Raw genomic sequence first — 23980 nt, forward strand, 5'->3', positions numbered from 1 at the left:
CGCCCCTTTTTTGGACCGGCCGCTCAGGCGGGCTTCGCCACCGGGCGCACATCGGCCACCCGCAAGCCGTAGTAGATGACGCCGGCGATCGCCACGCCGAAGAACCAGCCGTAGACGCCCCACCAGGACGGCAGCCAGTTGGTGAAGTTGGGCAGGATGCTGGAGAACACGATGCCGATGCCGGCGGCGATCAGCGCCTTGACATGCCAGCCGTTCTGGAAGCGGTACTCGCCATTCTCATGGTAGAGCGCGTCGACGTTCAGCCAGCCTTTGCGGATCAGATAATAGTCGACCATCATCACGCCGAAGATCGGGCCCATCGTGGCGCCGATCATGTTGACGAAGCGGGCCGCGCCGCCTTCCCAGGGGGCGAAAGGGTAGAGCGCGAGCGCAATCAGCGCTGCAATGTAGCCGCCCTTCTTAAAGTCGATGTGCTTCGGGAACACGTTGGCGAAATCGAAGGCGGGGGAGACGAAGTTCGCCACGACGTTGATGCCGAGGGTCGCCACCGCGAAGGTCAGCGCCGCCAGCAGCGCCAGGAACCAGCTGTCGAACTTGGCCGAGATCTGGTCGGGATGCAGCAGCACTTCGCCATAAACCTGGAAGGCCGCGATGGTGGTGATGCCGGCGACCAGGGAGAACAGGATCAGGTTGACCGGCAGGCCCCAGATGTTGCCGATCTTGAGCGAGCGCTCGTCCGGCGAATAGCGCGAGAAGTCGCAGAAATTCAGATAGAGCGCGGCAAAGTAAGTGACCCAGATAGCCGCCACCGCCATCAGCGCACCGAACGAGCCCGGCAGGCCGGGAACGCCCGCATCCTTGGTTTTTTCAAGCAGCACGTCCATCGGGATGTTCGCCGTCAGCGAGACGCCGCCCGCCTTGATGACCAGATAGACCGCCAGGATGAGCATCATCACCCACACCGCCGGACCGGCCCAGTCCTGGAATTTTCTGACCGTCTCCATGCCGCGCTGGATGATGAGCAGCTGCAGCGCCCAGATGACGACGTAGCAGATCACCTCGAGCGTCGAATGGCCGAGCAGATGGCTCGATTGGTGGAATTGCAGCATGCCCTCGTTGCGGATCAACAGCGCCACGATCGCGCCGGAAGCCGCGGCGGTCTGCGCCCCGTACCAGAAGCAGGCGACGATGGCGCGCACCATTGCCGGGAAGTTCGCGCCCCAGATGCCGAACGAGGCGCGCGCCAGCACCGGAAACGGCACTCCGGTGCGGACGCCGGCGATCCCCACCATGTTCATCAGGACATAGATGATCAGCGAGCCCGCGCCGATCGCTATGATAAAGTTGAAGAAGCTGCCGCAGAACAGGAACAGGCTGGCCGCCAGATAGTAGCCCCACAGGCTGTGCACGTCCGAGGTCCAGACGTTGAAGATGCTGAACGGTCCCCAGTTGCGCTCCTTCGCGGGCGCAAGATCTTCGTTGTACAGCGCTGGAGATGCGTTCGGAATTGATGCGTTCGGTACTGTCATGTGATGTCCCCTCTACGAAGCCTGGCTCGCCCTTGCCGGCCTTTGCAAAGCCTGCGATTTGGCGCGGGAAGCTGTCAACAAAGCCGGCGAGGGGAGCGGGAAGCGATTGTCTGCCGGCGAGAGCCGTTCAGCTTCCGCAGCGGAATGCGCCTCGCACCGCCATATGATTTTCCGTTTGGAATCAATGACGCTTCGCGGGCCCTGACAGAATCATTCCCGCTGTCTTCATTCGAAAATGTGGAAGACTTTCAATTTAAATTTTGCAATCGCGTTCCGGAATTCGTTCGCTTGTCGCGGCTGAAACGGCTTTGTGCAGGAGCTACGCCGAACCGCCGCCGAAGTGAGTCTTCGGCCTGGCATCGCTGACTGTCACCCCGGCCGGCGTTCGACCAGGCCAATCATGTTGCCCGCGGGGTCTTTCAGGAAGGCCATCCACTCGTTTTCGCCGGCCGCGCCGAATTGCCCGAGACGGTCGATATGGACGAGCGAAGGCAGCGCCGTGAAGGCGGCGCCGGCGGCGGACGCCTCTTCGCAGAATGCGTCGAGACCAGGCATGTCGAGATAGACGGTCGCCTGCGGCGTTCCGCCGGAAAACAACAGCCGCACATCGCCGACCAGGATGAAGGCTATGCCGGGCGGCTCGAAGATAGCGTGGATCTCCAGCCCGAGAATGTCGCGCCAGAAGGCGAGGGTGGCGTCGAGGTCGCGGCCGGCGGCAAGCGCGACCTGCCGGAAGGCGGTCGGGCGCATGGCCGGGGGCAGCATTGGGCTATACGGAAAAGCTCGTGCCGCAGCCGCAGGAGGCGACCGCGTTCGGATTCCTGATCTGGAATGACTGGCCCATCAGGTCGTCGACGAAATCGATCACCGAGCCGCCCATATAGACCAGCGACAGATCGTCGATCAGCACGGTCGCGCCGTCGCGCTCGATGGCGACGTCGTCGTCATTGCGGCTTTCGACCAGGTCGAATTTGTAGGAGAAGCCCGAGCAGCCGCCACCCTCGACCGAGACGCGCAGCGCGATCTTGCCCGGTTCGTTCGCGACGATCCTGGCGATCCGCTTTGCGGCGGCCTCGGAGAGATCCACACCCTTCATGGCAGTTTTGGCATCAGCGCCCATCGGCGTCACCTTGCTTTCGCGTCCTCACCATAGGTATGAAGCGGCAAGAGGCAAGTCAACGGGCGGCATCGGACCATGGCGAACGAGCTTGGCGACATCGGCTTCGGCTACCGCCCGCGCGCGCCCTATGCCTGCGACCCGGCGCGGTCGCGCGGCCGCTTTGCCCCGGAAGTGGAAAGCCCGACCCGCACGCCGTTCCAGCGCGACCGGGACCGCATTATCCATTCGACCGCCTTTCGCCGCCTGAAGCACAAGACGCAGGTGTTCGTGGCGCATGAAAGCGATCACTACCGCACCCGGCTCACCCACACGATCGAGGTCGCGCAGATCGCTCGCGCTCTGGCGCGGGCGCTGCGCTGCGACGAGGATCTGGCCGAGGCGGTGGCGCTGGTCCACGATTTCGGTCACACGCCCTTCGGCCACACCGGCGAGGACGCGCTCAACGAAAAAATGGCGAACTGGGGCGGCTTCGACCATAACGCCCAGTCTCTGCGCGTGGTGACGAAGCTGGAGCGCCGTTACGCCGAGTTCGACGGGCTGAACCTGACCTGGGAGACGCTGGAAGGCCTGGTCAAGCACAATGGCCCGCTGATCGACGCGAAGGGAAAGGGCCTGAAAGGCCCTGTGCCGCAGGCGATCCTTGACTATTCCGAGTTGCACGACCTCGAACTCGACCGCTTCGCCGGCCTCGAGGCGCAGTGCGCCGCGATCGCCGACGACATCGCCTACAACACCCATGATATCGACGACGGCTTGCGCGCCGGGCTGCTGACGCTCGACATGCTGGAGGAGGTGTCATTGCCGGCCGGCATCCTGCAAGGCGTGCGGGAGCGCTACCCTGCGCTCGACCCGGTCAGAACCGGCCACGAACTGATGCGCCGCCAGATCACGATCATGGTCGAGGACGTGATCTCGACCGCCGGCGCCAGGCTGGCGGAACTGAAGCCGCAAAGCCCCGACGAGGTCCGCGGCGCGGGGAGAACGATCGTCACCTTCTCTGCCGACATGATCCCCGCGGAAAAGGAGCTGAAGGCGTTCCTCTACAAGAACATGTACCGCCACGACGAGGTTCTGCGGGTGCGCGAGGACGCCGACCTGATCGTGCGCCAGCTCTTCGACGCCTATTTCGCCGATCCGCGCGCCATGCCGGAGGGCTGGCGCGAAGGGCTGGACCGGGCCAGCGACAGGGTCAAGGCGCGCCATGTCGCGGATTTCCTGGCCGGCATGACCGACACCTACGCCCTCAAGGAACACCGGCGGCTGTTTGACCACACGCCGGATTTAAGCTAGGGCCGAGCAGGTTTTCGGCGCGCGCCTCGGCCGCGCCTTCAATTTTCCAGAGTTAGTACCAATGAACATCTTCGCCGATTTCAATGATCGGATCATCAAAGCCGTTGAAGCGCTTGATCTAAAAGACAAAGAAGGCGGAAACGCCGATCTTTCCAGGATCACGGTCGAGCCGCCTCGCGATGCCACCCATGGCGATCTGGCGACAAACGCCGCGATGGTGTTGGCCAAGCCGACCGGCCAGAATCCGCGCGCGCTCGCCGAAAAGATCGCCGAGGCGCTGCGGGCTGATGCCGACATATCCGCTGTCGAGGTCGCCGGACCGGGCTTCGTCAACCTTAGGCTCAACGACCGCTACTGGCAGGCGCATTTAGCGACGCTGCTTGCCAGCGGCGCCGAGTACGGCCGCTCGAGCCTGGGCAAGGGCAAGAAGGTCAATGTCGAATATGTCTCGGCCAATCCGACGGGCCCGATGCATGTCGGGCACTGCCGCGGCGCCGTCGTAGGCGACGCGCTGGCCAACCTCCTTTCCTTCGCCGGCTTCGGCGTCACCAAGGAATATTACATCAACGACGCCGGCGCACAGATCGATGTGTTGGCCCGCTCGGCCATGCTGCGCTATCGCGAAGCGCTCGGAGATGAAATCGGCGAGATCCCTGCCGGCCTTTACCCCGGCGACTATCTCGTACCCGTTGGCCATGCGCTTGCCGCCGAGTTCGGCCGCAGCCTGCTGCAGAAGCCGGACGACGAGGCGCTGGCGCTGGTCAAGGACCGCACAGTCGACGCGATGATGGCGATGATCCGCGAGGATCTGGCGCTGCTCAACATCCATCACGAGGTGTTCTTCTCGGAGCGCACGCTGCACGCCAATGACGCACAGGCGATCCGCGCTGCCATCACCGATCTGACGCTCAAGGGCCACATCTACAAGGGCACTCTGCCGCCGCCCAAGGGCGAAAAGCCGGACGATTGGGAAGACCGCGAGCAAACGCTGTTCCGCTCGACGGCGGTCGGCGACGATATGGACCGGCCGCTCGTCAAGTCGGATGGGCAGTTCACCTACTTCGCCGCCGACGTCGGCTATCTCAAGGATAAGTTCGCGCGCGGTTTCGACGAGACGATCTTCATTCTCGGGGCCGATCATGGCGGCTACGTCAAGCGCATGGAGGCTCTGGCCAAGGCAATCGCGGGCGACAGGCTGAAGATGACGGTGCTGCTCTGTCAGTTGGTCAGGCTCTACCGCAACGGCGAGCCAGTGCGCATGTCTAAGCGTTCCGGCGAGTTCATCACGCTGCGGGAAGTGGTGGAGGAGGTCGGGCGCGACCCGATCCGCTTCATGATGCTCTATCGCAAGAATGACGCGCCGCTGGATTTCGACTTCGCCAAGGTCACCGAGCAGTCGAACGACAATCCGGTGTTCTACGTGCAGTACGCTTCGGCGCGGTGCCATTCCGTCTTTCGCCAGGCCCGAGAGCAACTCGGCGAGGCGGCGTTCGATCGCCAGTCGCTGAGCAAGGAAGTTTCCTTGCTGACCGACAAAAGCGAGATTGCGCTGATCCGGAAGCTCGCCGAATATCCGCGCCTCATCGAGTCCGCAGCGCTGGCGCACGAGCCGCACCGGCTGGCATTCTATCTCTATGATCTGGCGAGCAGTTTTCACGGCCACTGGAACCGCGGCACCGAAAATTCTGACTTACGATTTGTTAAGGTTACCGATCGACAATTGACCTATGCCAGACTCGGGCTGGTGCAGGCCGTAGCGGATGTTTTGACGTCCGGCCTGGCGCTGATCGGGGCGGAAGCGCCCACCGAAATGCGCTAGTTTTGCGGGAAAAACCTGTCACCTTTTGCCCACATTGCGCTGGTAAGGGCCAACCTTACGCGACGTTGACAGCGTCCGATTATGTGCGAGTTCGGGACAGAGAATGGCAGAGAGAAACCATCTGAGAATCGCCGATCACAACGATCTTCCCAATGACGATCCGTTCGCGGAACTGACCAGGATTATGGGCTTCGACCCGCGTCAGCCGGTGCGACAGCAGCCTGCGCAAGAGCCCGCCGAGGCTATCGCCGGCGAGGACGATTTCGGTATCGATCTCGAGAAGGAATTGATGGGCGAGTTGGAGGCCGAAGAGGCCGCACCGGTCGCCCAGACTGCTTTCCAGCCCTATGAGGACACGGCCGAGCCGGCAGCTCTGGATGCGGCGGATTCTGCTGAACTGGACGAAGCTTCGTTCGAGATTGCCGCGTTCGAGGACGAACTGGCGGCGTCCCTGCAAGAAGAGCCCGCGCTGCTGGAAGCCGACGCGAAAGAGCAGATTGCGGCAGCCTTCGAGGAAGAGTTCTCGCTCGCCGACGATTTCATGGCGGAGGGCGACGAGGTCCTAGCCGAAGCGGCGCCTGACGAAGCTGAACCCGTCGAAGCTTTTGATGCTGCCGCCCGCGAGAGATTTGCTGCCCATGCCGAAATGGCGCCGGCGGCCGATCTGCCGGAAGTCGCCGAAGCAGAGGCTTTTCAATCCGCAGCAGAAGTACAGGCGTTCGAAGTCGCCGCCGATGAGCCGGAACAGGTCGAGGCAAGCGCCGAAGAGCACGATTTCGCTTTTGACGAGGCGCTGGAGGAAGAGCTGGCGCGCGACGTCGCATCGCCTCTGAACGTCCAACCTGCGGTCCAGGATGAGCCTGCCGACGACGGCGTTTTTGCCACCGATGGCGAGGAGTCGCTGGGCGACGAAAGCTGGGAGATGGAAGCCGACGCGGAAATTCCTCACGCCGGCGAGCCGATTGCGGTTCAGCCCTCGGCCGAAGAAGCATCCGACGAGCCGTTTGCCGACGAGTTCGACGCGGCGCTCGCCGAAGTCGACATGGATTTCTCGGCGATGCGGGCCGCAGTCGACGAACATGTCCCCCCTGCCGAAGATACCGAGCTCGACCGTGGGCTTCAGTTCCGACTCGATGATGGCGAGGCGGAGACGCTCGCGGAGCCGGAGTTTGAGCCTGCCGGGGAGCAGGATGAACTCAGCCTCGAGGACGAACTCAACGCGCTTCTTGGCAATTTGCCCGAGCGCAAGGCCGCTATTGCCGAGGTTCCCACCGTCGAGGCTGCCGCAGAAAATCCAGCCGCCGAAGCTGTTGCTGAAGTTCCTGCCGCCGAGCCTGTCGAGGCCGCCGCGGAGAGCGCTGAAGATTTGCTCGATGATCTGGCGGACGATCTCGATGCCGTGAACTGGGCGTTCGATGCGGCCGAGCCGGCTGAGACGCAAGCTTCATCTGCCCCGGAAGACGATCTCCCGCTCGACGAGGCGATTTCAGCCGATCTTGCCGATTTCGGTGACGATCAGGACGAGCAGCCCGCTTACGCTGAAGCCGAGGAAGCAGCCGAGTACGTGGCCGAGGCCAATTATGCTCCCGAAGCCGCGGATGTCGATGCCGACCTCAATCTCGAATTTGACGACGAAGCGTTCGACGCGGCGATCTCGAACGGCATCGCCGACGAGCCGGTACTGCATGGAGCCGAAAACAGTGCCGCCCCGGTGTGGCAGGAAGCGGAGCAGCCCGTGGCGCAGGAAAACGACGATCCCTATGCCGCTCTTGCCGCCTTGACCGCTTCGATGCGCCGGGCCGAACCGACGACTTCCTGGCGGCGCGAAGAGCCCCAGCCATTCGTGGAAGAGCCGGCCGAACATCAGGCTGCCGCCGAGCAGGAGGGCGGCGAGGCTGACTACGCCCCCTCCGCTTACGAAGATTTCCCCGACATCGAAACGATCGACGTGCCGGAGCATGCCGTCGCGCTTGCCGACGATCTGGATATTCCGGAACTGGCCGTCGAAGAGAATGTGCCGCCGCCTGCCGTCTTCGACGACCTCGACGCGGAATTCGCCGGTCTGCTCAGCGACCTGAACGCGCCGGAAAAAACTGCTCAAGCACCGGCGCCGGCCTATCCCGCCGACGACTATGCGGCGGAGTTCGAACGCGCCTTTGCGCAGCAGGAGCAGCCGAATCCGGTTTCCAGCCATGCCGGCCCCGCTGCATTCGCCGCGGGCTTGGCGGGCGGAGCAGCCTTTGCCGGCGCGTCGCACGCCGCTTACGGTTCGGCAATTGACTCCGGCCCGCGCGATGCCGACTACCTGCCCGGCAGCGAGCCAGTCGCCCAGGATCAGTTCGCCGTGGACGACTACGATCCCGATCTCGACGAAGACATGTCGCTGCCGGAATACGGCGCGGCGACACGTGAGCATCCGCAAAGGCGCGGCATGCTCGTTGCGGCCATCGTCGGCGGTGTCGCGGTTCTCGGCGGCCTCGGCGCTTTCGCCATGTCTTTCGGCGAAGGCGGCTCGGGCGCGCCTGCCATCGTCAAGGCCGATGCCGAACCGGTCAAGGTTCGTCCGGAGAATCCCGGCGGCACGACCGTGCCCAATCAGGACAAGGCAGTCTACGACCGAGTCACCGGTTCTGGTGACGCCGCGCAGCCCAGGCAGGAAAAGCTCCTGACCAGCGCCGAGGAGCCGATCGACGTACCCGCGCCCGAGCCGCGCGTGGTCGAGGCGGTCGCTCCCGCCGCAGCGGCTGATACGGCCGATACGGAGGCTCCCGCCACCCGGTCTGATGCGATCGCGGATACCCTTGCAGGCGTCGACCTTCCGCAGTCCGCTCCCGCGGGCGCTCTGCCGCAGTCTAAATCCTCGGATCTGCCGGGAGTGACGCCTCCGGCAAAGTCTGAGGACCGCATCGCGCAGGTTCTACAGGAGTCGGGTGTCGACGACGGCGTAGAAGTCGCGGCCGTCGCCCCGCGCAAGGTTCGCACGATGATCGTCAAGGCCGACGGCACGCTGGTTCCGCGCGAAGATCCGGAGCCGGTTGCTGAAGCTCCGGCGCCCGCTGCCAAGTCCGCCAATGCGAACGCCGCAGAATCTGCGCCGGAAGCAACCGGCACTGTCCCGCCTGCCGCGGCGACGCCGAATGCCGCAGCCGCGCCCTCGGCAGACGCTCCGCAAGCACCAGCGAAAGCAGCGCCTGTTGTCGAAGCAGCCGCGTCGGCAACGCCCAACTCCGTGCCGCTCGCCCCGGCGCGGCCTTCGGATCAGCCAGTCGACATCGTCGGCGAAGTCAAGGCCAACCAGGTCGCCGCGCTTGATCCTGCCTCCAGCGCCAACGGTGCGTGGTCGATGCAGATTGCCTCGCAGCCGAGCGAAGCCGCCGCGCAGTCGTCTTATCAGGATCTCCTGCGCCGTTACGGCGGCGTGCTCGAGGGTCGCCAGGTTAACATCGTCAAGGCCGAGATCGCGGGGAAGGGCACCTTCTGGCGCGTGCGGGTTCTTGCCGGCAGCCGCAGCGACGCCATCAAGCTTTGCGAAAGCTACAAATCCGCGGGCGGCAACTGCTTCGTCTCGAAGTAAGCCGCCCCGCAGCGACATCGACGAGCCGGCGCGGCATCTCTGCCGCGCCGGTTTTGTTTTAAACCCGCGCCATGACGCGCTAGTCTCGATGCCATGACCGAATCAAAATCCATGATCCTTGGCTGCGCCGGGAAATCGCTCACCCGCGAGGAAATCCGGTTCTATCGCGGCGAATGCCCGTGGGGCTTCATCCTGTTTGCGCGCAACATCAGCGAGGCGGAGCAAATCCGTGACCTGGTGGACGAAATGCGCGATTGCGTCGGCCGCCCCGGCGCCCCGGTGTTCATCGACCAGGAGGGCGGGCGGGTGCAGAGGCTGCGCCCGCCATTGGCGCCCAACTATCCCGCAGGCGCTGCGATCGGCGCGCTGTGGCGCGACGATCACGACGCCGGCGAGCGCGCGGCATGGCTGCTTGCCCGCCTGCACGCCTTTGACCTCCTGAAATTCGGCATAACAGTGGATTGCCTGCCGGTCCTCGACGTGCCGATCGAGGGCGCCAGCGATGTCATCGGCGCGCGCGCCTATGGCAAGGAACCGAAAAGCGTCGGCGTGCTCGGCAAGGCGTCCGCCGAGGGCCTGATGGCGGGCGGGGTGCTGCCTGTCATGAAGCACATCCCCGGCCACGGGCGCGCATTCGCCGACACGCATTTCGAACTGCCGACGGTCGATGCCTCACTGAGCGACCTGCAGCGGCACGATTTCGCCCCGTTCAGGGAGCTTAGCCATCTGCCGATGGCGATGACCGCCCACGTCGTTTACGCCGCGGTCGATCCGGACAACCCGGCCACGACTTCCGGCAGGGTCGTCGACGAGATCATCCGCCGTGAGATCGGTTTTGACGGGCTGCTCATTAGCGACGACACCTCGATGAAGGCGCTTTCTGGGGATTTCCCGTCGAAAGCAGCCGCGATCGTTGCGGCCGGCGTCGATATCGTCCTTCACTGCAACGGGGTGATGGAGGAAATGACGGGGATCGCCTCGCGCACCACAGGGCTTGAGGGCAAGGCGCTGGAACGGGCCGAGCGGGCGCTTAACTACATTCAGGAACGCGACCAGGCCGATGAGGCAGAGATCCGCGCCGAATTCGCGACTTACTTCGAGGCTGTGGCGTAAACCAAGGGAAGCAGGCAGCAATTGCCGGAAGCACAGGAAAAACGGGTAGGGAAGCCCGCGCCGATGGACCGCCTCTGGGCGGAGGACGACTCGCGCGGCCTGACGGAGCCGGCGCTGCTCATCGACGTGGCCGGCTTTGAAGGTCCGCTCGACCTTCTCCTGCACCTTGCGCGCAACCAGAAGGTCGACCTCGCCCGCATTTCGATCCTCGCGCTGGCCGAGCAGTATCTGAAATTCATCGACAGCGCCCGCGCCATCCGGCTCGAACTCGCTGCCGACTATCTCGTAATGGCGGCGTGGCTGGCCTACCTGAAATCCAAGCTGCTTATCCCGAAGCAGCCGGGCGACGACGGCGAAAGCGGCGAGGAATTGGCCGCCGTGCTGCAGTTCCGCCTGAAGCGGCTGGAGGCCATGCGCGACGCCGCGGCTCGCCTCGTCAACCGCAACCGGCTCGGCCGCGACGTCTTCGCCCGCGGCATGCCCGAGATGGTCATCGTCGAGAAGCGCAACGAATATTCGGCCTCGCTCTACGACCTCTTGACCGCCTATGCGGTGCAGCGCCAGCGCCAGGCCATCACCAATGTGCGCATCGCGCGGCGCGGCGTCTGGTCGCTCAAGGAGGCGCGGGACATCCTCATCCGCCTGATCGGCGAATTCCGCGACTGGACCGCGCTCGACCAGTTCCTGACCGAATATCTCGCCAGCGCCGAGGAGCGCTCCACCGCTATCGCCAGTTCCTTTGCCGCCACGCTCGAACTGGTGCGCGAGGGCGCGATCGAGATGCGCCAGCAGGAGGCGTTCGCACCGCTCTACCTGCGCAACCGCCAAAATGCCGTAAAAGCAGCCGAGGCAGCGTCATGACCGACAGCGCAAACGCAACGGTGCTCCCGTTCCTTTCGGGCGAGGCCGACATGAACCCAGCCGAGCGCCTGCACCTTGCCGAAGCCGTCCGCATGGCCGAGGCGATCGTCTTCGCCAGCGCCGAGCCGGTCAGCGAAAAGCAGCTCACCGCCCGGCTGCCCGAGGGCGTCAACATCGCCGCCGCCATGGCCGAGCTGCAGCAGATCTATCAGCGCCGCGGCGTCAATCTTGTGCGCGTCGGCGACGCCTGGGCGTTCCGCACCGCCGGCGACCTCGCCTTCCTGATGAGCCGCGACGCCGTCCAGCAGAAAAAGCTGTCGCGCGCAGCCCTTGAAGTGCTGGCGATCATCGCCTATCACCAGCCGGTCACACGCGCCGAGATCGAGGATATCCGTGGCGTCGAAACCTCCAAGGGCACGCTCGACACGCTGCTCGAAACCGAGTGGGTGAGGATGCGCGGCCGGCGGCGCACGCCGGGCCGCCCCGTCACCTACGGCACGACCGAAAAATTTCTCGACCATTTCGCGCTGGAGGAAATTCGCGACCTGCCCGGAATGGACGAGCTGAAAGGGGCGGGGCTGTTGTCCTCGCGCATGCCGTCGAACTTTTCCGTTCCGCAGCCGCCCTCCGATCCCGACCTTTTGACCGAGGACGAGGATCCGCTGACCGACATCGACCTCGAGGAGCTCGGCCTGCTGACGCCCCGCGTCACGGATGATTGATCGCAAGGCGGGCGCTTCCGCGGCTATATCTCGCGCCGGAATGGCGGGAGTCTCTCGTTTGAACGCACAGGATCTGCACCAGCACGGCCGCGTCCCCGCCGGCGTCACTTTCGCCGCGCGGCTCGCCTTCGAGAACATCAGCCATTCCTTCGGACCTGGCGCCGAGACGCTGCGTGGCGTGACGCTTTCGGCCGAGCCGGGCGAGGTGCTCTGCCTGCTCGGCCCCTCCGGCTCCGGCAAGACCACGCTTCTGCGGATCGCCGCTGGTATAGAGAGCCAGACCTCAGGCCGCGTGCTCCTCAACGACCGTGAGATCGCCGGGCCGTCCGTCTTCCTGCCGCCGGAAAAGCGCTCGATCGGCCTGGTCTTCCAGGATTTCGCGCTGTTTCCGCACATGACCATCCTCGACAATGTCCGCTTCGGCCTGACCGCGCTTTCGGGCGAGGAGGCGCGAAAGGAGGCGCTGATCGCGCTGTCGCGCGTCGGGCTGGAGGATCATGCCGGCTCCTATCCGCATGTTCTGTCAGGCGGCGAGCAGCAGCGCGTGGCGCTCGCCAGGGCTCTGGCGCCGCGCCCGGCGGTGCTTCTCATGGACGAGCCGTTCTCGGGTCTGGACTCCCGGCTGAAAGACTCGGTCCGCGCCGAAACGCTGGCCATCCTGCGCGAAAGCCGGGCCACCGCGATCGTCGTCACCCACGACGCCGAGGAGGCGATGCGCATGGCAGACCGCATCGCCCTCCTCAGGGATGGCAGGCTGGTGCAGGCGGGCCGCGCCGAAGACCTCTACCTCAACCCGGAAAACCTCTTCGTCGCCGGTTTCTTTTCCGAGCTCAATCTGTTCGAGGGACGGGTTAAGGGCGGCGCGGTCGAAACCTCGCTCGGGCGCGTCGACGCTGCCGGCTTTTCCGAGGGCGACGATCTGACCATCGCGGTGCGCATGACCGGCTTCGACGTCAGCGAAACCGCGGGCGACATCCAGGCGCGCATCCTCTCGCGCCGCTATCTCGGCGTCGTGGAATTGCTGGAACTTGCCGTTCCCGGCGCGGAGAATCCGGTCAGGGCAAGGGTACGCTGCGGCGCTTTGTCCGCCAAGGCGAAGGATATTTGGCTTTCAACCAGGAAGTCTGACGTACTTCTGTTTGAAACACAGCGTGAAAACGCATAGATCAGTCTCAGGAAATCGTTCGAGAGAGAGTTATCATGGGTTCCTTTTCAATCTGGCACTGGCTCATCGTGCTTGTGGTGGTGTTGCTGCTGTTCGGCCGCGGCAAGATCCCCGAGCTGATGGGCGACATGGCCAAAGGCATCAAGAGCTTCAAGAAGGGCATGTCCGACGAGGACGAAGGCGCCAAGACCGCCGACGGCAAGACCGTCGAGCACCGCCCTGACGAGACAGTCCAGGCGCCTAGAGAAAAGGCCAGCAAGAGCTGAGCCTTAGCGCCTCGTCTTAATCTCCGCTGGTCGGATGAATAGCCATGTTTGATATCGGCTGGACCGAGATGCTCGTGATCGCGATCGTCCTGATCGTGATCGTCGGCCCGAAGGATTTGCCGCGCATGCTGCGCACCTTCGGCAAGACGACCGCGAAACTGCGTTCGATGGCCGGGGATTTCCAGAAGCAGTTCAACGAAGCGCTGAAGGAGGCGGAGCTCGACGACGTCAGGAAGTCGGTCGATACGCTCCGCGGCATGAACCCGGCGGCCGAGATCAAGAAGCAGCTGAACCCGTTCGAGAAGGCGGCGGCCGATGTGCGCGCCGGCCTCGACGCGGCGATGAAGCCCGCGCCCTCGAAGGCTGCCGAGCCCGCCGCGGAGGCTGTCCAGGCCGCTCAACCCGCAGCAGAAGCAGCTCATGCGGCCGAGCCGTTGAAGGCGGGGGCTACCAGCATTCCGGGCGTCGCCGGCCCTGAAGCCATGCCGACCTCGAAGCCGGTCTTTCCGGCAATGTCGGAGCCCGCGCCCGTAGCGGCGGCAGCGCCTGAACCGGGCAAGACCCCGGCAAAGCCTGCGAAGGCGGCCAAACCCGCATCGAAGCCGGTCGAGCCTAAGGCGGCTGCAAAACCAGCCCAGCCAAAAACCGCGCCGGCCAAGCCGGCGGCGGATAAGAAGAAGAAATCCGCAGGGACCGCCTCGTGAGCGCACCGGAAGACGACGAGATCGAAAAGTCATCGGCGCCGCTGATGGATCACCTGATCGAGCTGCGCTCGCGCCTGATGTGGGCGATCGGCGGCTTTTTCATCGCATTCCTGGTCTGCTTCTTCTTCGCCAAGGAACTGTTCAACCTGCTCGTCATCCCGTTCAAATGGGCGGTAGCGTGGGCGGGCATAGGCGATGGCCAGGTCGAGCTCATCTACACCGCGCCGCAGGAATTCTTCTTCACCCAGATCAAGCTCGCAATGTTCGGTGGCATGGTGCTGGCGTTTCCGCTGATCGCCGCGCAGATCTACAAATTCGTCGCGCCCGGCCTCTATAAAAACGAGCGCGGCGCCTTCCTGCCGTTCCTGATCGCGTCGCCGGTCCTGTTCCTGATCGGCGCTGCGCTGGTCTATTTCTTCTTTACGCCGATGGTGATGTGGTTCTTCCTCGCCATGCAGCAAACCGGCGGCGAGGTGCAGATCTCGCTGCTGCCGAAAGTCTCGGAATATCTCAGCCTCATCATGACGCTGATCTTCTCATTCGGCCTGGTGTTTCAGCTGCCGGTGGTGACCACGCTCATGGCGCGTGTCGGACTCCTGACCTCGCAAGGGCTGGCCGACAAGCGTAAGTGGGCGATCGTCATCGCCTTCGTCGTTGCCGCCGTCCTCACGCCGCCCGATCCGGTCAGCCAGATCGGCCTCGCCCTCCCGACCATCCTTCTCTACGAAGTCTCCATCTGGATGGCCCGGATGGTCGAGCGCAAGCGCGAGCAGGAACGCGTCGCGCGCGAGAAGCAGGAAGCGGCCGAGGCCGCAAAGGAATCCTCGACGCAGGCTGCGTCGTAAGGCGTCGCCGCAGCTGATCCTCCCCGAATTTACGGGGAGGGGGACCACGCGAAGCGTGGCCGCGTTCCTCCTTCGTCATCCCGGCCAAGCGGCGAAGCCGCGCCGAACCGGGACCCATTGGCCAGATCATCGTCGAGGACGTCCCAGTCCTAGCCCTGGCGTACTGCACAGCCCGCGTCCTTCACGCCACCCGGCCACGCTGCTCAATAGGTCCCGGCTCGGCGCGGCTTCGCCGCTTGGCCCTCATCCGACCTCGTTCCGCTCGGCCACCTTCTCCCACGAGGGGGAGAGGGAGAAACGCAGCGCCCGTCTTGCATCGGCGAAGGATGCGGTTTACCCCCTGCACCGGCCTTCCGCCGCCGTTTCGAATGGTGACTTATGCTCGACATCAAATGGATTCGCGAGAACCCGAAAACCCTGGTCCAGGCGCTGGAGAAGCGTTCTTGGTCCTCTGACGAGGCGCAGGAGACCGTCGACGACCTGATCCTCAAGGACGAGGCGCGGCGCGCCCATCTCGGCGAGTTGCAGGTCAAGCAGGAGCGCCGCAACGCCGCTTCGCGCGAGATCGGCAACGCCATGCGCGCCGGCGATTCGACGCTCGCCGAACAGCTCAAGGCCGAAGTCGCCGAGATCAAGAGCTTTATCCAGAACGGCGAGGCGCGGGAGCGCGAGCTCGACAAGGAACTCAACGACGCGCTGGCGGTGATCCCGAACGTGCCGCTGGACGACGTGCCGGTCGGCGCCGACGAGCACGCCAATGTCGAGAAGCGCTCATGGGGCAGGGAACTCATCGCCCAGCGGCAGCCAAGAATGCCGAACAAGCCCAAGGAGCATTTTGAACTCGGCGAAGCGCTGGGCCTGATGGATTTCGAGCGCGCCGCAAAGCTTTCGGGCAGCCGCTTCACCGTGCTGAAAGGCCAGCTTGCCCGGCTGGAACGCGCGCTCGGCCAGTTCATGCTCGACCTGCACACGACCGAGCACGGCTACACGGAGGTACAGCCGCCGCTGATGGTGCGGGATGAGGCGATGTACGGAACGGGGCAGCTGCCGAAGTTCAAGGAAGATTTGTTCCCAGCTCTGAAGCGCTATCCTGATCGAGAAAGATTCGTAGAAACTTATATTGAGAATAGCTTCAGCCAGATCGCAACGGTGATTGGGGATTATGATTTCAACGGAGATCCGGTTAAGCGGTTTCCCAAAATATATGAAGCGTTAGTAGCCAATGTCCGAGCTTTTCTTCCAGAGGATGAGCGCCTCTGGCTCATCCCCACCGCCGAAGTTCCGCTGACCAATCTCGTCCGCGAAGAGATCACGCCGGCGGAAAAACTGCCGCTCCGCATGACGGCGCTCACACCGTGCTTCCGCTCGGAAGCAGGCTCGGCCGGGCGCGACACGCGCGGCATGCTTCGCCAGCACCAGTTCTACAAGGTCGAGCTGGTGTCGATCACCGACGCCGAATCCTCGATCGCCGAGCATGAGCGCATGACCGAATGCGCCGAGGAAGTGCTGAAGCGGCTGGAACTGCCGTTCCGCACCATGACGCTCTCAACCGGCGACATGGGCTTTGGCGCACGCAAGACCTACGACATCGAGGTGTGGCTGCCCGGCCAGAACGCCTATCGCGAGATCTCGTCCTGCTCGGTCTGCGGCGATTTCCAGGCCCGCCGTATGGAGGCCCGTTATAAGGCCCCCGGCGAGAAGCAGACCCGCTTCGTCCACACGCTGAATGGCTCGGGCGTCGCCGTCGGCCGCGCGCTGATCGCGGTCATGGAAAATTACCAGAACGAGGACGGCAGCGTAACGATTCCTGAAGTGCTGCGCCCCTATATGGGCGGGCTCGAAAAGATCGAACGGGCCTGAGCCGATGCGCATTCTCCTGACCAACGATGACGGCATCCATGCAGAAGGCCTCGCGGTCCTGGAACGGATCGCCCGCACGATCTCCGACGATGTCTGGGTGGTCGCTCCGGAGACCGACCAGTCCGGCTTCGCGCACTCGCTGTCGCTGTCGGAGCCGCTCCGGATGCGCAAGATCGGCGACAAGCACTTTGCCGTGCGCGGCACGCCAACCGACTGCGTCATCATGGCGGTGCGCAAGATCATGCCGGAGCCGCCGGACCTCATCCTGTCCGGCGTCAATTCGGGCTCGAACCTTGCCGACGACGTGACCTATTCCGGCACGGTCGCCGGCGCCATGGAAGGCACGCTGCTCGGCATCCGCTCGATGGCGATCAGCCAGGCCTACAAGGTTGTCGAAGAAGGGCGCGAGGTTCCGTGGGAAACGGCGGAGACGCTGGCCCCCGCGCTGCTCAGGAAGCTGCTCGCGGTCGACCTTCCGGCCGGCACCTTCCTCAACATTAACTTCCCCAACTGCCAGCCCGACGAAGTCGAGGCGACGCGCGTCACCAACCAGGGCAAGCTGGTCCACAGCCTGTGGATCGACCAGCGCGCCGACGGCCGCGGCATTCCTTATTACTGGCTGCGCTTCGGCCGCGAAGCGCCGGAATTGAGGGAAGGCGATGACCTGCACGCGGTGCTCAACAGATGCGTCTCGGTCACGCCGCTCAAGCTCGATCTGACCGCGTACGAAGTCCGCGACCAGTTGACGAAGGCGCTTGCATGAACCCCGCGATGGACGAGCGCGAAGGTTTTGCCGCCTTCCTCCTCCGGCTGCGCGGACGCGGCATCGTCTCCAAGGACATGATCGCCGCGTTCGAGGCGACGCCGCGCCGCGGCTTCCTCTCCAGTCTGCACCACGACGTCGCCTGGTCCGACCGCATGCTGCCGATCGAATGCGGCGAGGCGATCGAGGGTGCGGATCTGCAGGCGGCGGTCATCGCGGCGCTGCAGATCGAGCCGGGCAACCGGGTGCTGGAGATCGGCACCGGCTCGGGCTACACGGCGGCGGTCATGGCCAGGCTCGCCGGCCGCGTCATCACGCTCGACCGCTACAAGACGCTGACCGAGCAGGCGCGCCAGCGCTTCGAGGCGCTCGGCATTTCCAATGCGCTCGCGCGCCAGGCTGACGGCGCCAACGGGCTGCCGGGCGAGGGGCCGTTCGACCGCATCGTGGTGTGGGCGGCGTTCGACAGCCTGCCCCGCACCTTCGTCGACCAACTGTCGAGCGGCGGCATCATGATCGCGCCAATTGGTCCGGAGGAGGGTGAACAGGCGCTGGCGAGATTGACCAAGATAGGGAGCCGTTTCGAGCGCGAGGACATCGGCACGGTCAGGCTGCAGCCGGTCGGGCGCGGCGTCGCCAAGATCATCTGATCTGCCGCTGCGGCAGGATTTTTCGATTTCCTGCAATTAGATACGGATTTTATTCAAGCTTAACTGACCAGTAACATTAACGCGCTTTAATCCTGCCAGTCGGTAGTGAGTTGTGCGGGTTATTGCGATGCGTTTCAGTGTTTTCGAGTCGAGCAAGCGCACTCTGGCGCGCAGTGCAGCCATCCTTCTGGTGGCGGGCATGGCGGCGGGGTGCAGCCAGCAGGTCTCGCGCTTTGGCGGCGGCGGCATCGACGACATCTTCACCGCCTCGACCCCCAATCAGCGCCAGATCATCAAGCAGGATCAGCCGTTCCCCGGCGACGTCGAAATGGCAGCCGCGCCCGCCGCGGCTCCGGTCCAGTCCGGCTCTGTCACGCGCGGCAGCCTGACGCCGATCTCTTCGCAGCCGCTTCCTGCGCCGGTGGCGACCGCCCCGGCTCCCTCGGCAAAGCCGATCCGTACCGTTGCAGCCCCGGCACCGACCGCCGCACCACTCGACCAGGCGCCAACCGGCGCGGTCGCCAAGGCCGAAGCCAAGACAAGCTCGGTCATGGCGAGCCTCGAAGGCGAGCCGGAAGGCTGGTCGCGCGCCGGCGGCACGCAGATCACCGCCAAGAACGGCGAGACGGTCTACAACCTCTCTCGCCGCTTCGGAGTCCCGGCCAACGTCGTCATGAAGGTCAACGGGCTGAACGAGCAGAGCGGGCTGCAGGCCGGGCAGAAGGTCATCATTCCGACCTATGTCTATTCGAGCAAGGCCCCGGTCTCGGCGCCCGACAGCAATCCGAACGTCGCCGACGCCAAATCCTCCACCGGTACGAAATACGACATCCCGGCCAACAAGGTGCCGACGCCGACCGGCGCGCCGCAGGAAAAACTCGTCGTATTGCCGACTACGCCGAAGGTGAAGGAAAGCGAGACCCCGTCGCAGGTTGCCGCATCCACCGGCGACAAGGCGAACGCGTCCGGCGCGTCCGGCACCTATACTGTCGCGGCCGGCGACACGCTCTCGCGCATCGCCAAGAAGACCGGCGTCGGCGTGACCGCGCTCAAGTCGGCCAACGGATTGCAGGACGGCCTGCTCCGCATCGGCCAGACGCTGACTATCCCGGCCGCCGGAGCAGTCGCAAGCGCAGCGCCCGCCGCTGTCGATAAGACGACGACGGCAACGGCAGGCCAGGTCAAGGAAGTGGTGCAAGTCCAGCCGGCAGCCTACACGCCGCCTAGGAAAACCGAGAAGTTGATCGAGCAGGCAGACCAGGAAGCGCCCGACGCCACCGGCATCGGACGCATGCGCTGGCCAGTGCGCGGCCGCGTCATCTCGGGCTTCGGCAAGGGCGCGGGCAAAGCCAATGACGGCATCGACATCCAGGTTCCGGAGGGAACGCCGGTGAAGGCCGCCGAGAACGGCGTTGTCATTTATGCAGGCGATGGTCTCAAGGAGTTCGGCAACACCGTGCTCGTCCGCCACGAGGATGGCCTGGTAACCGTCTATGGCCACGCCAGCGAGCTGAAAGTCGCGCGTGGCGAAAAGGTCAAACGCGGCCAGGAAATCGCCCGCTCAGGCATGAGTGGTACGACCGACGCGCCGAAGCTTCACTTCGAAGTTCGCAAGAACTCCGCACCGGTCGATCCGACGACCTTCCTGGAATAGATCAGCACCCAGCAATGCCTAAAGCTCGACCCGCCCCAAAGGGCGGGTCGTTTACTTTTATGCGGCGCTCTAGCCGTGGTGAGAACGGCGGCGCTAATCCCGCAGCGGCTTGCCAAGTCTGCCGGCCAAATCCTGCGTGAATTGCCAAGCGACCCGGCCCGAGCGACTGCCGCGCGTGGTCGCCCATTCCAGTGCCTCGGCGCGCAACTGTTCGGGATCGATCTCCAGCCCGTGATAGCGGACATAGCCGTCGATCATGTCGAGGTAGTCGTCCTGCGAGCATTTGTGGAAACCGAGCCAGAGCCCAAAGCGATCGGAAAGCGAAACCTTCTCCTCGACCGCCTCGGAAGGATTGATCGCGGTCGAGCGCTCATTGTCGATCATGTCGCGCGGCAGGAGATGACGGCGGTTCGACGTGGCGTAAAAGATGACATTGGCCGGACGCCCTTCGACGCCGCCCTCGAGCGCGGCCTTCAATGATTTATACGACGTGTCGTCATGGTCGAAGGACAAGTCGTCGCAGAACAGGATGAAACGGAACGGCGAATTTTTCAGGATCGCCATCAGCTTCGGCAACGTATCGATGTCCTCGCGGTGGATCTCGATCAGCTTCAGAGGCATGGCATCCTTGCGCGCCGCGTTGATCGCGGCGTGAACCGATTTGACCAGCGAAGACTTGCCCATGCCGCGCGCGCCCCACAGGAGCACATTGTTGGCGGGAAAGCCGGCGGCGAAGCGCTCGGTATTGTCCAGAAGGATGTCGCGTACGCGGTCGACGCCGCGGATCAACTCGATATCGACGCGGTTCACGCGATGGACCGGTTCCAGCAGGCCGGGCTCGGCGGCCCAGACGAAGCAGTCGGCTGTAGCGAGGTCGGTCGGGGTGACATCGCTCGGCGCGAGACGTTGGACTGCCTCGATCAGGAGGTCGAGCTTGGCGGCCAGAGTTTCGAGCGTCTTGTCGTTCATTTGGCGATCCGCGGTCCGGCTAATCATGGTGGCAACGCTCTAACACGCTGAATCCTGCCGGAAAAGCCGCGTATGAAGCCGCATGCGCGGTTGCAAAGCGGGCTCCAGCGACTATATTCCGGCCAACTTTGGCGGGACCGTTTGCGGCCTTTATATTTCAGGAGTTTTCATGTTCGTGACACCGGCATACGCCCAGGGCGTCGGCGCAACCCCGGATGTGTTCATCAGCATCCTGCCCTTCGTTCTGATCTTCGTGATCATGTATTTCCTGATCATCCGGCCGCAGCGGCAGCAACTGAAGAAGCGCGGCGAGATGCTGGCGGCGATCCGGCGAGGCGACACCGTCGTTACCGGCGGCGGCCTCGTCGGCAAGGTCACCAAGGTGATCGATGATAGCGAACTCGAGGTCGATCTCGGCGGCATGAAGGTGACCGCGCTGCGGGCCACCATTGCCGATGTGCGTGTCAAGGGCGAGCCTGTGGCCAATCAGAACGCCAAGAAATAACCGTATTAAATGCGGAAACAATGCGTGACTGAACGCCTGAACTGACGAGGCACAATGCTCTATTTTTCGCGCTGGAAGACTGTTTCGATCTGGGCGGTCGTCCTCCTTGGACTGATCTTCGCTGCGCCGAACCTGTTCTCGCAATCAACGCTCGATGCGCTTCCCGACTGGATGCCCAAGCGCTCCATGACGCTCGGCCTCGACCTGCAGGGCGGTTCGCACATCCTTCTCGCCATCGACCGGCAGGATCTCATCAACGAGCGCCTGCAGTCGGCGCGCGACGACATCCGCACCATGCTGCGCGACGCCAGGATCGGTTACACCGGACTTTCCGGTTCCGGCAGGACGATCCAGGTGCGCATTCGCGAGGCGAACGAGGTCGACAAGGCTAAGGAAGCGCTGAATAGCCTCATTCAACCCGTTGCCGCCAATCTGTTCGGTACCGGTTCAGTCACCGAAATGTCGCTGGACGAGCCGGAACCCGGTCTTCTGCGCTATACGCTGACCGACGAGGGCATCAATTACCGGGTCGGGACGGCGGTCACCCAGTCCATCGAGGTCGTCGGCCGCCGCGTAAACGAGCTCGGCACGACTGAGCCGATCATCCAGCGCCAGGGCGTCGATCGCATTCTCGTCCAGGTTCCGGGCCTGCAGGATCCAGAACGGCTCAAGGATATTCTCGGCCAGACGGCCAAGCTGACCTTCCAGATGGTCGACCAGACCATGCCTGTGCAGGAGGCGATAGAAGGCCGGCCGCCGGCGGGGTCGTCGGTGCTTTATTCGCAGGACGATCCGCCGGTCCCGTACCTGATCGAAAACCGCGTCATCGTTTCGGGCGAGAACCTCGTCGACGCCCAGGCCACCTTCGACCAGCGCACCAACGAACCCGTCGTTTCCTTCCGTTTCGACTCCAAGGGCGCCTCGCGTTTCGGCCAGGCGACCCAGCAGAATGTCGGCAAGCTCTTCGCCATCATTCTCGACAACCAGGTCATTTCGGCGCCGCAGATCCGCGAGCCCATCCTCGGCGGAACCGGCCAGATTTCCGGCAATTTCACCGTCCAAAGCGCCAATGACCTGGCCGTGCTGTTGCGCGCCGGCGCGCTTCCGGCCGATCTGACCATCGTCGAGGAACGCACCGTCGGCCCGAGCCTGGGTGCCGATTCTATCGCGGCGGGCGAGATCGCCGCCATGATCGGCGGCACGCTCGTACTTATCTTCATGGTCGTCGCCTATGGCAGCCTCGGGATAATCGCCAATCTGGCGCTTGTAGCCAATGTCGCGATGATCATCGCAATCCTGTCCGTGCTCGGCGCTACGCTGACCATGCCGGGCATTGCCGGCATCATTCTCACCATGGGTATGGCGGTCGATTCGAACGTCATCATCTATGAGCGCGTCAAGGAGGAGAGACGGGCGGGACGGTCGCTTGTGCAGGCGCTCGACGCCGGTTTCACGCGCGCTCTGGCGACCGTCGTCGACGCCAACGTCACCACCTTCATCGCGGCCGTAATCCTCTTTTATCTCGGGTCGGGCCCGGTTCGCGGCTTTGCCGTGACGCTCGCCATCGGCATCGTCACCACCGTGTTCACCGCCTACACCTTCACCCGCTGGATGATCGCCCTCTGGCTGCGCCGCGCGCGGCCGACGCAGATTCCGGAAGGGGTGATCAAACTGGTGCCGGACAACACCAGCATTCCGTTCATGTCGATGCGCAAATTTGCGTTCACGCTGTCTGCCATTCTGTCGATCGGCACAGCCGTGCTGTTCGTAACCAAGGACATGAATTACGGCGTCGACTTCCTCGGCGGTTCGCTGATCGAGGTGCAGGCAAAGGCCCCGACCGCCGATGCGGGCGACGTGCGTTCGCGGCTTGGCGAACTCAATCTCGGCGATGTTCAGGTCCAGGAATTCGGCTCGCCGCGAGAATTGCTCATAAAGATCGAATCGCAGGGCGGCGGCGACAATGCCGAGCAATCAGCTTTACAGAAAGCGCGGCTTGTACTTGAAGACGACTACGATATCCGCCGTGTCGAAGTGGTCGGACCGACGGTCTCCAGCGAACTCGCCTGGGCCGGCACCATGGGCGTGCTCGCCTCGCTTGTCGCCATGCTGATCTATATCTGGATACGCTTCGAATGGCAGTTCGGCCTCGGCGCCGTGATCGCGACGGTGCATGACGTCATCGCCATGGTAGGCCTCTTTGTCGTGGCCGGGATCGAGTTCAACCTGACCAGCATCGCGGCCATCCTTACCATTGTCGGTTATTCGATCAACGATACCGTCGTGGTCTATGACCGCGTCCGTGAGAACCTTCGCAAATACAAGAAGATGCCGATCCCGGAACTGCTTGATTTGTCGATGAACCAGACACTGTCGCGAACGGTGCTGACGGGCTTGACGACGCTGCTGGCGCTGTTTGCGCTTTACATATTCGGCGGCGAGGTCATCGCATCCTTCACCTTCGCCATGATGTTCGGCATCCTGTTCGGCACCTATTCGTCGGTGTTCGTCGCCGGTCCGCTGCTGATCCTGTTCAAGCTGCGTCCCGGCATGATGGATACGGAAAGCAAGTCCCCGGTTCCGACGACGGCGCAGCCGTCCAAGTCCTGA

General features: G+C 63.9%; 19 protein-coding genes and 2 pseudogenes. 17 read left to right on the forward strand and 4 right to left on the reverse strand.

The genetic code is table 11. The features are described 5' to 3' along the window. Nucleotides 1-23: 23 nt before the first annotated feature. The 3 genes from ABVK50_RS12290 to erpA all read right to left on the reverse strand — a co-directional run bounded on the left by ABVK50_RS12290 (nt 24) and on the right by erpA (nt 2610). Nucleotides 24-1490, reverse strand: coding sequence for an NCS1 family nucleobase:cation symporter-1 (locus ABVK50_RS12290; RefSeq protein ID WP_353641293.1), 1467 nt, complete (start codon nt 1488-1490; stop codon nt 24-26). Nucleotides 1491-1859: 369 nt separating this feature from the next. After that, nucleotides 1860-2255: a VOC family protein gene (locus ABVK50_RS12295; RefSeq protein WP_353641292.1), complete on the reverse strand. Its 396-nt coding sequence runs from the start codon at nt 2253-2255 to the stop codon at nt 1860-1862. A 4-nt stretch (nt 2256-2259) separates the two neighbouring features. Beyond that, nucleotides 2260-2610, reverse strand: a complete 351-nt coding sequence (erpA, locus tag ABVK50_RS12300) for an iron-sulfur cluster insertion protein ErpA (RefSeq protein WP_353641291.1) — start codon at nt 2608-2610, stop codon at nt 2260-2262. 75 nt (nt 2611-2685) lie between these two features. Between erpA and ABVK50_RS12305 the strand changes: the two genes are divergently transcribed. The 15 genes and pseudogenes from ABVK50_RS12305 to ABVK50_RS12375 all read left to right on the forward strand — a co-directional run bounded on the left by ABVK50_RS12305 (nt 2686) and on the right by ABVK50_RS12375 (nt 19896). Beyond that, nucleotides 2686-3900, forward strand: coding sequence for a deoxyguanosinetriphosphate triphosphohydrolase (locus ABVK50_RS12305; protein ID WP_353641290.1), 1215 nt, complete (start codon nt 2686-2688; stop codon nt 3898-3900). 61 nt (nt 3901-3961) lie between these two features. Continuing rightward, entirely contained in the window at nt 3962-5719 is a 1758-nt protein-coding gene (gene argS, locus ABVK50_RS12310; protein WP_353641289.1) for an arginine--tRNA ligase, read from the forward strand. Between the two features lie 103 nt (nt 5720-5822). Next, on the forward strand, nt 5823-9293 hold the full coding sequence (locus ABVK50_RS12315; RefSeq protein ID WP_353641288.1) for an SPOR domain-containing protein: 3471 nt from the start codon (nt 5823-5825) through the stop codon (nt 9291-9293). Nucleotides 9294-9386: 93 nt separating this feature from the next. After that, a complete protein-coding gene (gene nagZ, locus ABVK50_RS12320) occupies nt 9387-10406 on the forward strand; it encodes a beta-N-acetylhexosaminidase (RefSeq protein ID WP_353641287.1) in 1020 nt (339 codons plus the stop codon). A 63-nt stretch (nt 10407-10469) separates the two neighbouring features. Further along, entirely contained in the window at nt 10470-11267 is a 798-nt protein-coding gene (locus tag ABVK50_RS12325; protein ID WP_353641286.1) for a ScpA family protein, read from the forward strand. Next, complete coding sequence (scpB, locus tag ABVK50_RS12330) at nt 11264-11989, forward strand: SMC-Scp complex subunit ScpB (protein ID WP_353641285.1); 726 nt, start codon at nt 11264-11266, stop codon at nt 11987-11989. The genes ABVK50_RS12325 and scpB overlap by 4 nt, the downstream gene beginning before the upstream one ends. A 40-nt stretch (nt 11990-12029) precedes the next feature. Further along, nucleotides 12030-13154 (forward strand): ABC transporter ATP-binding protein, encoded by a 1125-nt coding sequence (locus tag ABVK50_RS12335; protein WP_353641284.1) that lies wholly within the window; start codon nt 12030-12032, stop codon nt 13152-13154. 35 nt (nt 13155-13189) lie between these two features. After that, nucleotides 13190-13420 (forward strand): twin-arginine translocase TatA/TatE family subunit, encoded by a 231-nt coding sequence (locus tag ABVK50_RS12340; RefSeq protein ID WP_353641283.1) that lies wholly within the window; start codon nt 13190-13192, stop codon nt 13418-13420. Between the two features lie 44 nt (nt 13421-13464). Continuing rightward, nucleotides 13465-14124 (forward strand): Sec-independent protein translocase protein TatB, encoded by a 660-nt coding sequence (gene tatB / locus ABVK50_RS12345; RefSeq protein ID WP_353641282.1) that lies wholly within the window; start codon nt 13465-13467, stop codon nt 14122-14124. Between the two features lie 44 nt (nt 14125-14168). After that, nucleotides 14169-14969, forward strand: coding sequence for a twin-arginine translocase subunit TatC (tatC, locus tag ABVK50_RS12350; protein WP_353645953.1), 801 nt, complete (start codon nt 14169-14171; stop codon nt 14967-14969). Between the two features lie 378 nt (nt 14970-15347). Continuing rightward, nucleotides 15348-16040, forward strand: a pseudogene (locus tag ABVK50_RS12355) (serine--tRNA ligase); the annotation flags it as partial. A 222-nt stretch (nt 16041-16262) separates the two neighbouring features. After that, nucleotides 16263-16829: pseudogene (gene serS, locus ABVK50_RS12360) on the forward strand (serine--tRNA ligase); the annotation flags it as partial. 4 nt (nt 16830-16833) lie between these two features. Next, on the forward strand, nt 16834-17592 hold the full coding sequence (gene surE / locus ABVK50_RS12365) for a 5'/3'-nucleotidase SurE (protein WP_353641281.1): 759 nt from the start codon (nt 16834-16836) through the stop codon (nt 17590-17592). After that, a complete protein-coding gene (locus tag ABVK50_RS12370) occupies nt 17589-18242 on the forward strand; it encodes a protein-L-isoaspartate(D-aspartate) O-methyltransferase (RefSeq protein WP_353641280.1) in 654 nt (217 codons plus the stop codon). The genes surE and ABVK50_RS12370 overlap by 4 nt, the downstream gene beginning before the upstream one ends. 127 nt (nt 18243-18369) lie before the next feature. Next, complete coding sequence (locus ABVK50_RS12375; protein WP_353641279.1) at nt 18370-19896, forward strand: peptidoglycan DD-metalloendopeptidase family protein; 1527 nt, start codon at nt 18370-18372, stop codon at nt 19894-19896. A gap of 93 nt (nt 19897-19989) precedes the next feature. Here ABVK50_RS12375 and ABVK50_RS12380 read toward each other — a convergent pair whose 3' ends face one another. After that, complete coding sequence (locus ABVK50_RS12380) at nt 19990-20865, reverse strand: ATP-binding protein (protein WP_353641278.1); 876 nt, start codon at nt 20863-20865, stop codon at nt 19990-19992. 169 nt (nt 20866-21034) lie between these two features. On the opposite strand from ABVK50_RS12380, the gene yajC reads away from it, so the two are divergent. Together yajC and secDF are read left to right on the forward strand one after the other, a co-directional pair. Continuing rightward, the gene (gene yajC / locus ABVK50_RS12385) at nt 21035-21370 is read left to right on the forward strand and encodes a preprotein translocase subunit YajC (RefSeq protein ID WP_353641277.1); all 336 of its coding nucleotides are present in this window, start codon (nt 21035-21037) and stop codon (nt 21368-21370) included. Nucleotides 21371-21424: 54 nt separating this feature from the next. Then, nucleotides 21425-23980, forward strand: a complete 2556-nt coding sequence (gene secDF, locus ABVK50_RS12390; protein ID WP_353641276.1) for a protein translocase subunit SecDF — start codon at nt 21425-21427, stop codon at nt 23978-23980.

Source organism: Mesorhizobium sp. WSM2240 (assembly GCF_040438645.1).
GTDB lineage: Bacteria > Pseudomonadota > Alphaproteobacteria > Rhizobiales > Rhizobiaceae > Allomesorhizobium.

Coding starts and splice junctions, on each gene's coding strand:
- ABVK50_RS12290 (WP_353641293.1), bottom strand. CDS start 1,490: ATGACAGTACCGAACGCATCAATTCCGAACGCATCTCCAGCGCTGTAC.
- ABVK50_RS12295 (WP_353641292.1), bottom strand. CDS start 2,255: ATGCTGCCCCCGGCCATGCGCCCGACCGCCTTCCGGCAGGTCGCGCTT.
- erpA (WP_353641291.1), bottom strand. CDS start 2,610: ATGGGCGCTGATGCCAAAACTGCCATGAAGGGTGTGGATCTCTCCGAG.
- ABVK50_RS12305 (WP_353641290.1), top strand. CDS start 2,686: ATGGCGAACGAGCTTGGCGACATCGGCTTCGGCTACCGCCCGCGCGCG.
- argS (WP_353641289.1), top strand. CDS start 3,962: ATGAACATCTTCGCCGATTTCAATGATCGGATCATCAAAGCCGTTGAA.
- ABVK50_RS12315 (WP_353641288.1), top strand. CDS start 5,823: ATGGCAGAGAGAAACCATCTGAGAATCGCCGATCACAACGATCTTCCC.
- nagZ (WP_353641287.1), top strand. CDS start 9,387: ATGACCGAATCAAAATCCATGATCCTTGGCTGCGCCGGGAAATCGCTC.
- ABVK50_RS12325 (WP_353641286.1), top strand. CDS start 10,470: ATGGACCGCCTCTGGGCGGAGGACGACTCGCGCGGCCTGACGGAGCCG.
- scpB (WP_353641285.1), top strand. CDS start 11,264: ATGACCGACAGCGCAAACGCAACGGTGCTCCCGTTCCTTTCGGGCGAG.
- ABVK50_RS12335 (WP_353641284.1), top strand. CDS start 12,030: ATGGCGGGAGTCTCTCGTTTGAACGCACAGGATCTGCACCAGCACGGC.
- ABVK50_RS12340 (WP_353641283.1), top strand. CDS start 13,190: ATGGGTTCCTTTTCAATCTGGCACTGGCTCATCGTGCTTGTGGTGGTG.
- tatB (WP_353641282.1), top strand. CDS start 13,465: ATGTTTGATATCGGCTGGACCGAGATGCTCGTGATCGCGATCGTCCTG.
- tatC (WP_353645953.1), top strand. CDS start 14,169: ATGGATCACCTGATCGAGCTGCGCTCGCGCCTGATGTGGGCGATCGGC.
- surE (WP_353641281.1), top strand. CDS start 16,834: ATGCGCATTCTCCTGACCAACGATGACGGCATCCATGCAGAAGGCCTC.
- ABVK50_RS12370 (WP_353641280.1), top strand. CDS start 17,589: ATGAACCCCGCGATGGACGAGCGCGAAGGTTTTGCCGCCTTCCTCCTC.
- ABVK50_RS12375 (WP_353641279.1), top strand. CDS start 18,370: ATGCGTTTCAGTGTTTTCGAGTCGAGCAAGCGCACTCTGGCGCGCAGT.
- ABVK50_RS12380 (WP_353641278.1), bottom strand. CDS start 20,865: ATGAACGACAAGACGCTCGAAACTCTGGCCGCCAAGCTCGACCTCCTG.
- yajC (WP_353641277.1), top strand. CDS start 21,035: ATGTTCGTGACACCGGCATACGCCCAGGGCGTCGGCGCAACCCCGGAT.
- secDF (WP_353641276.1), top strand. CDS start 21,425: ATGCTCTATTTTTCGCGCTGGAAGACTGTTTCGATCTGGGCGGTCGTC.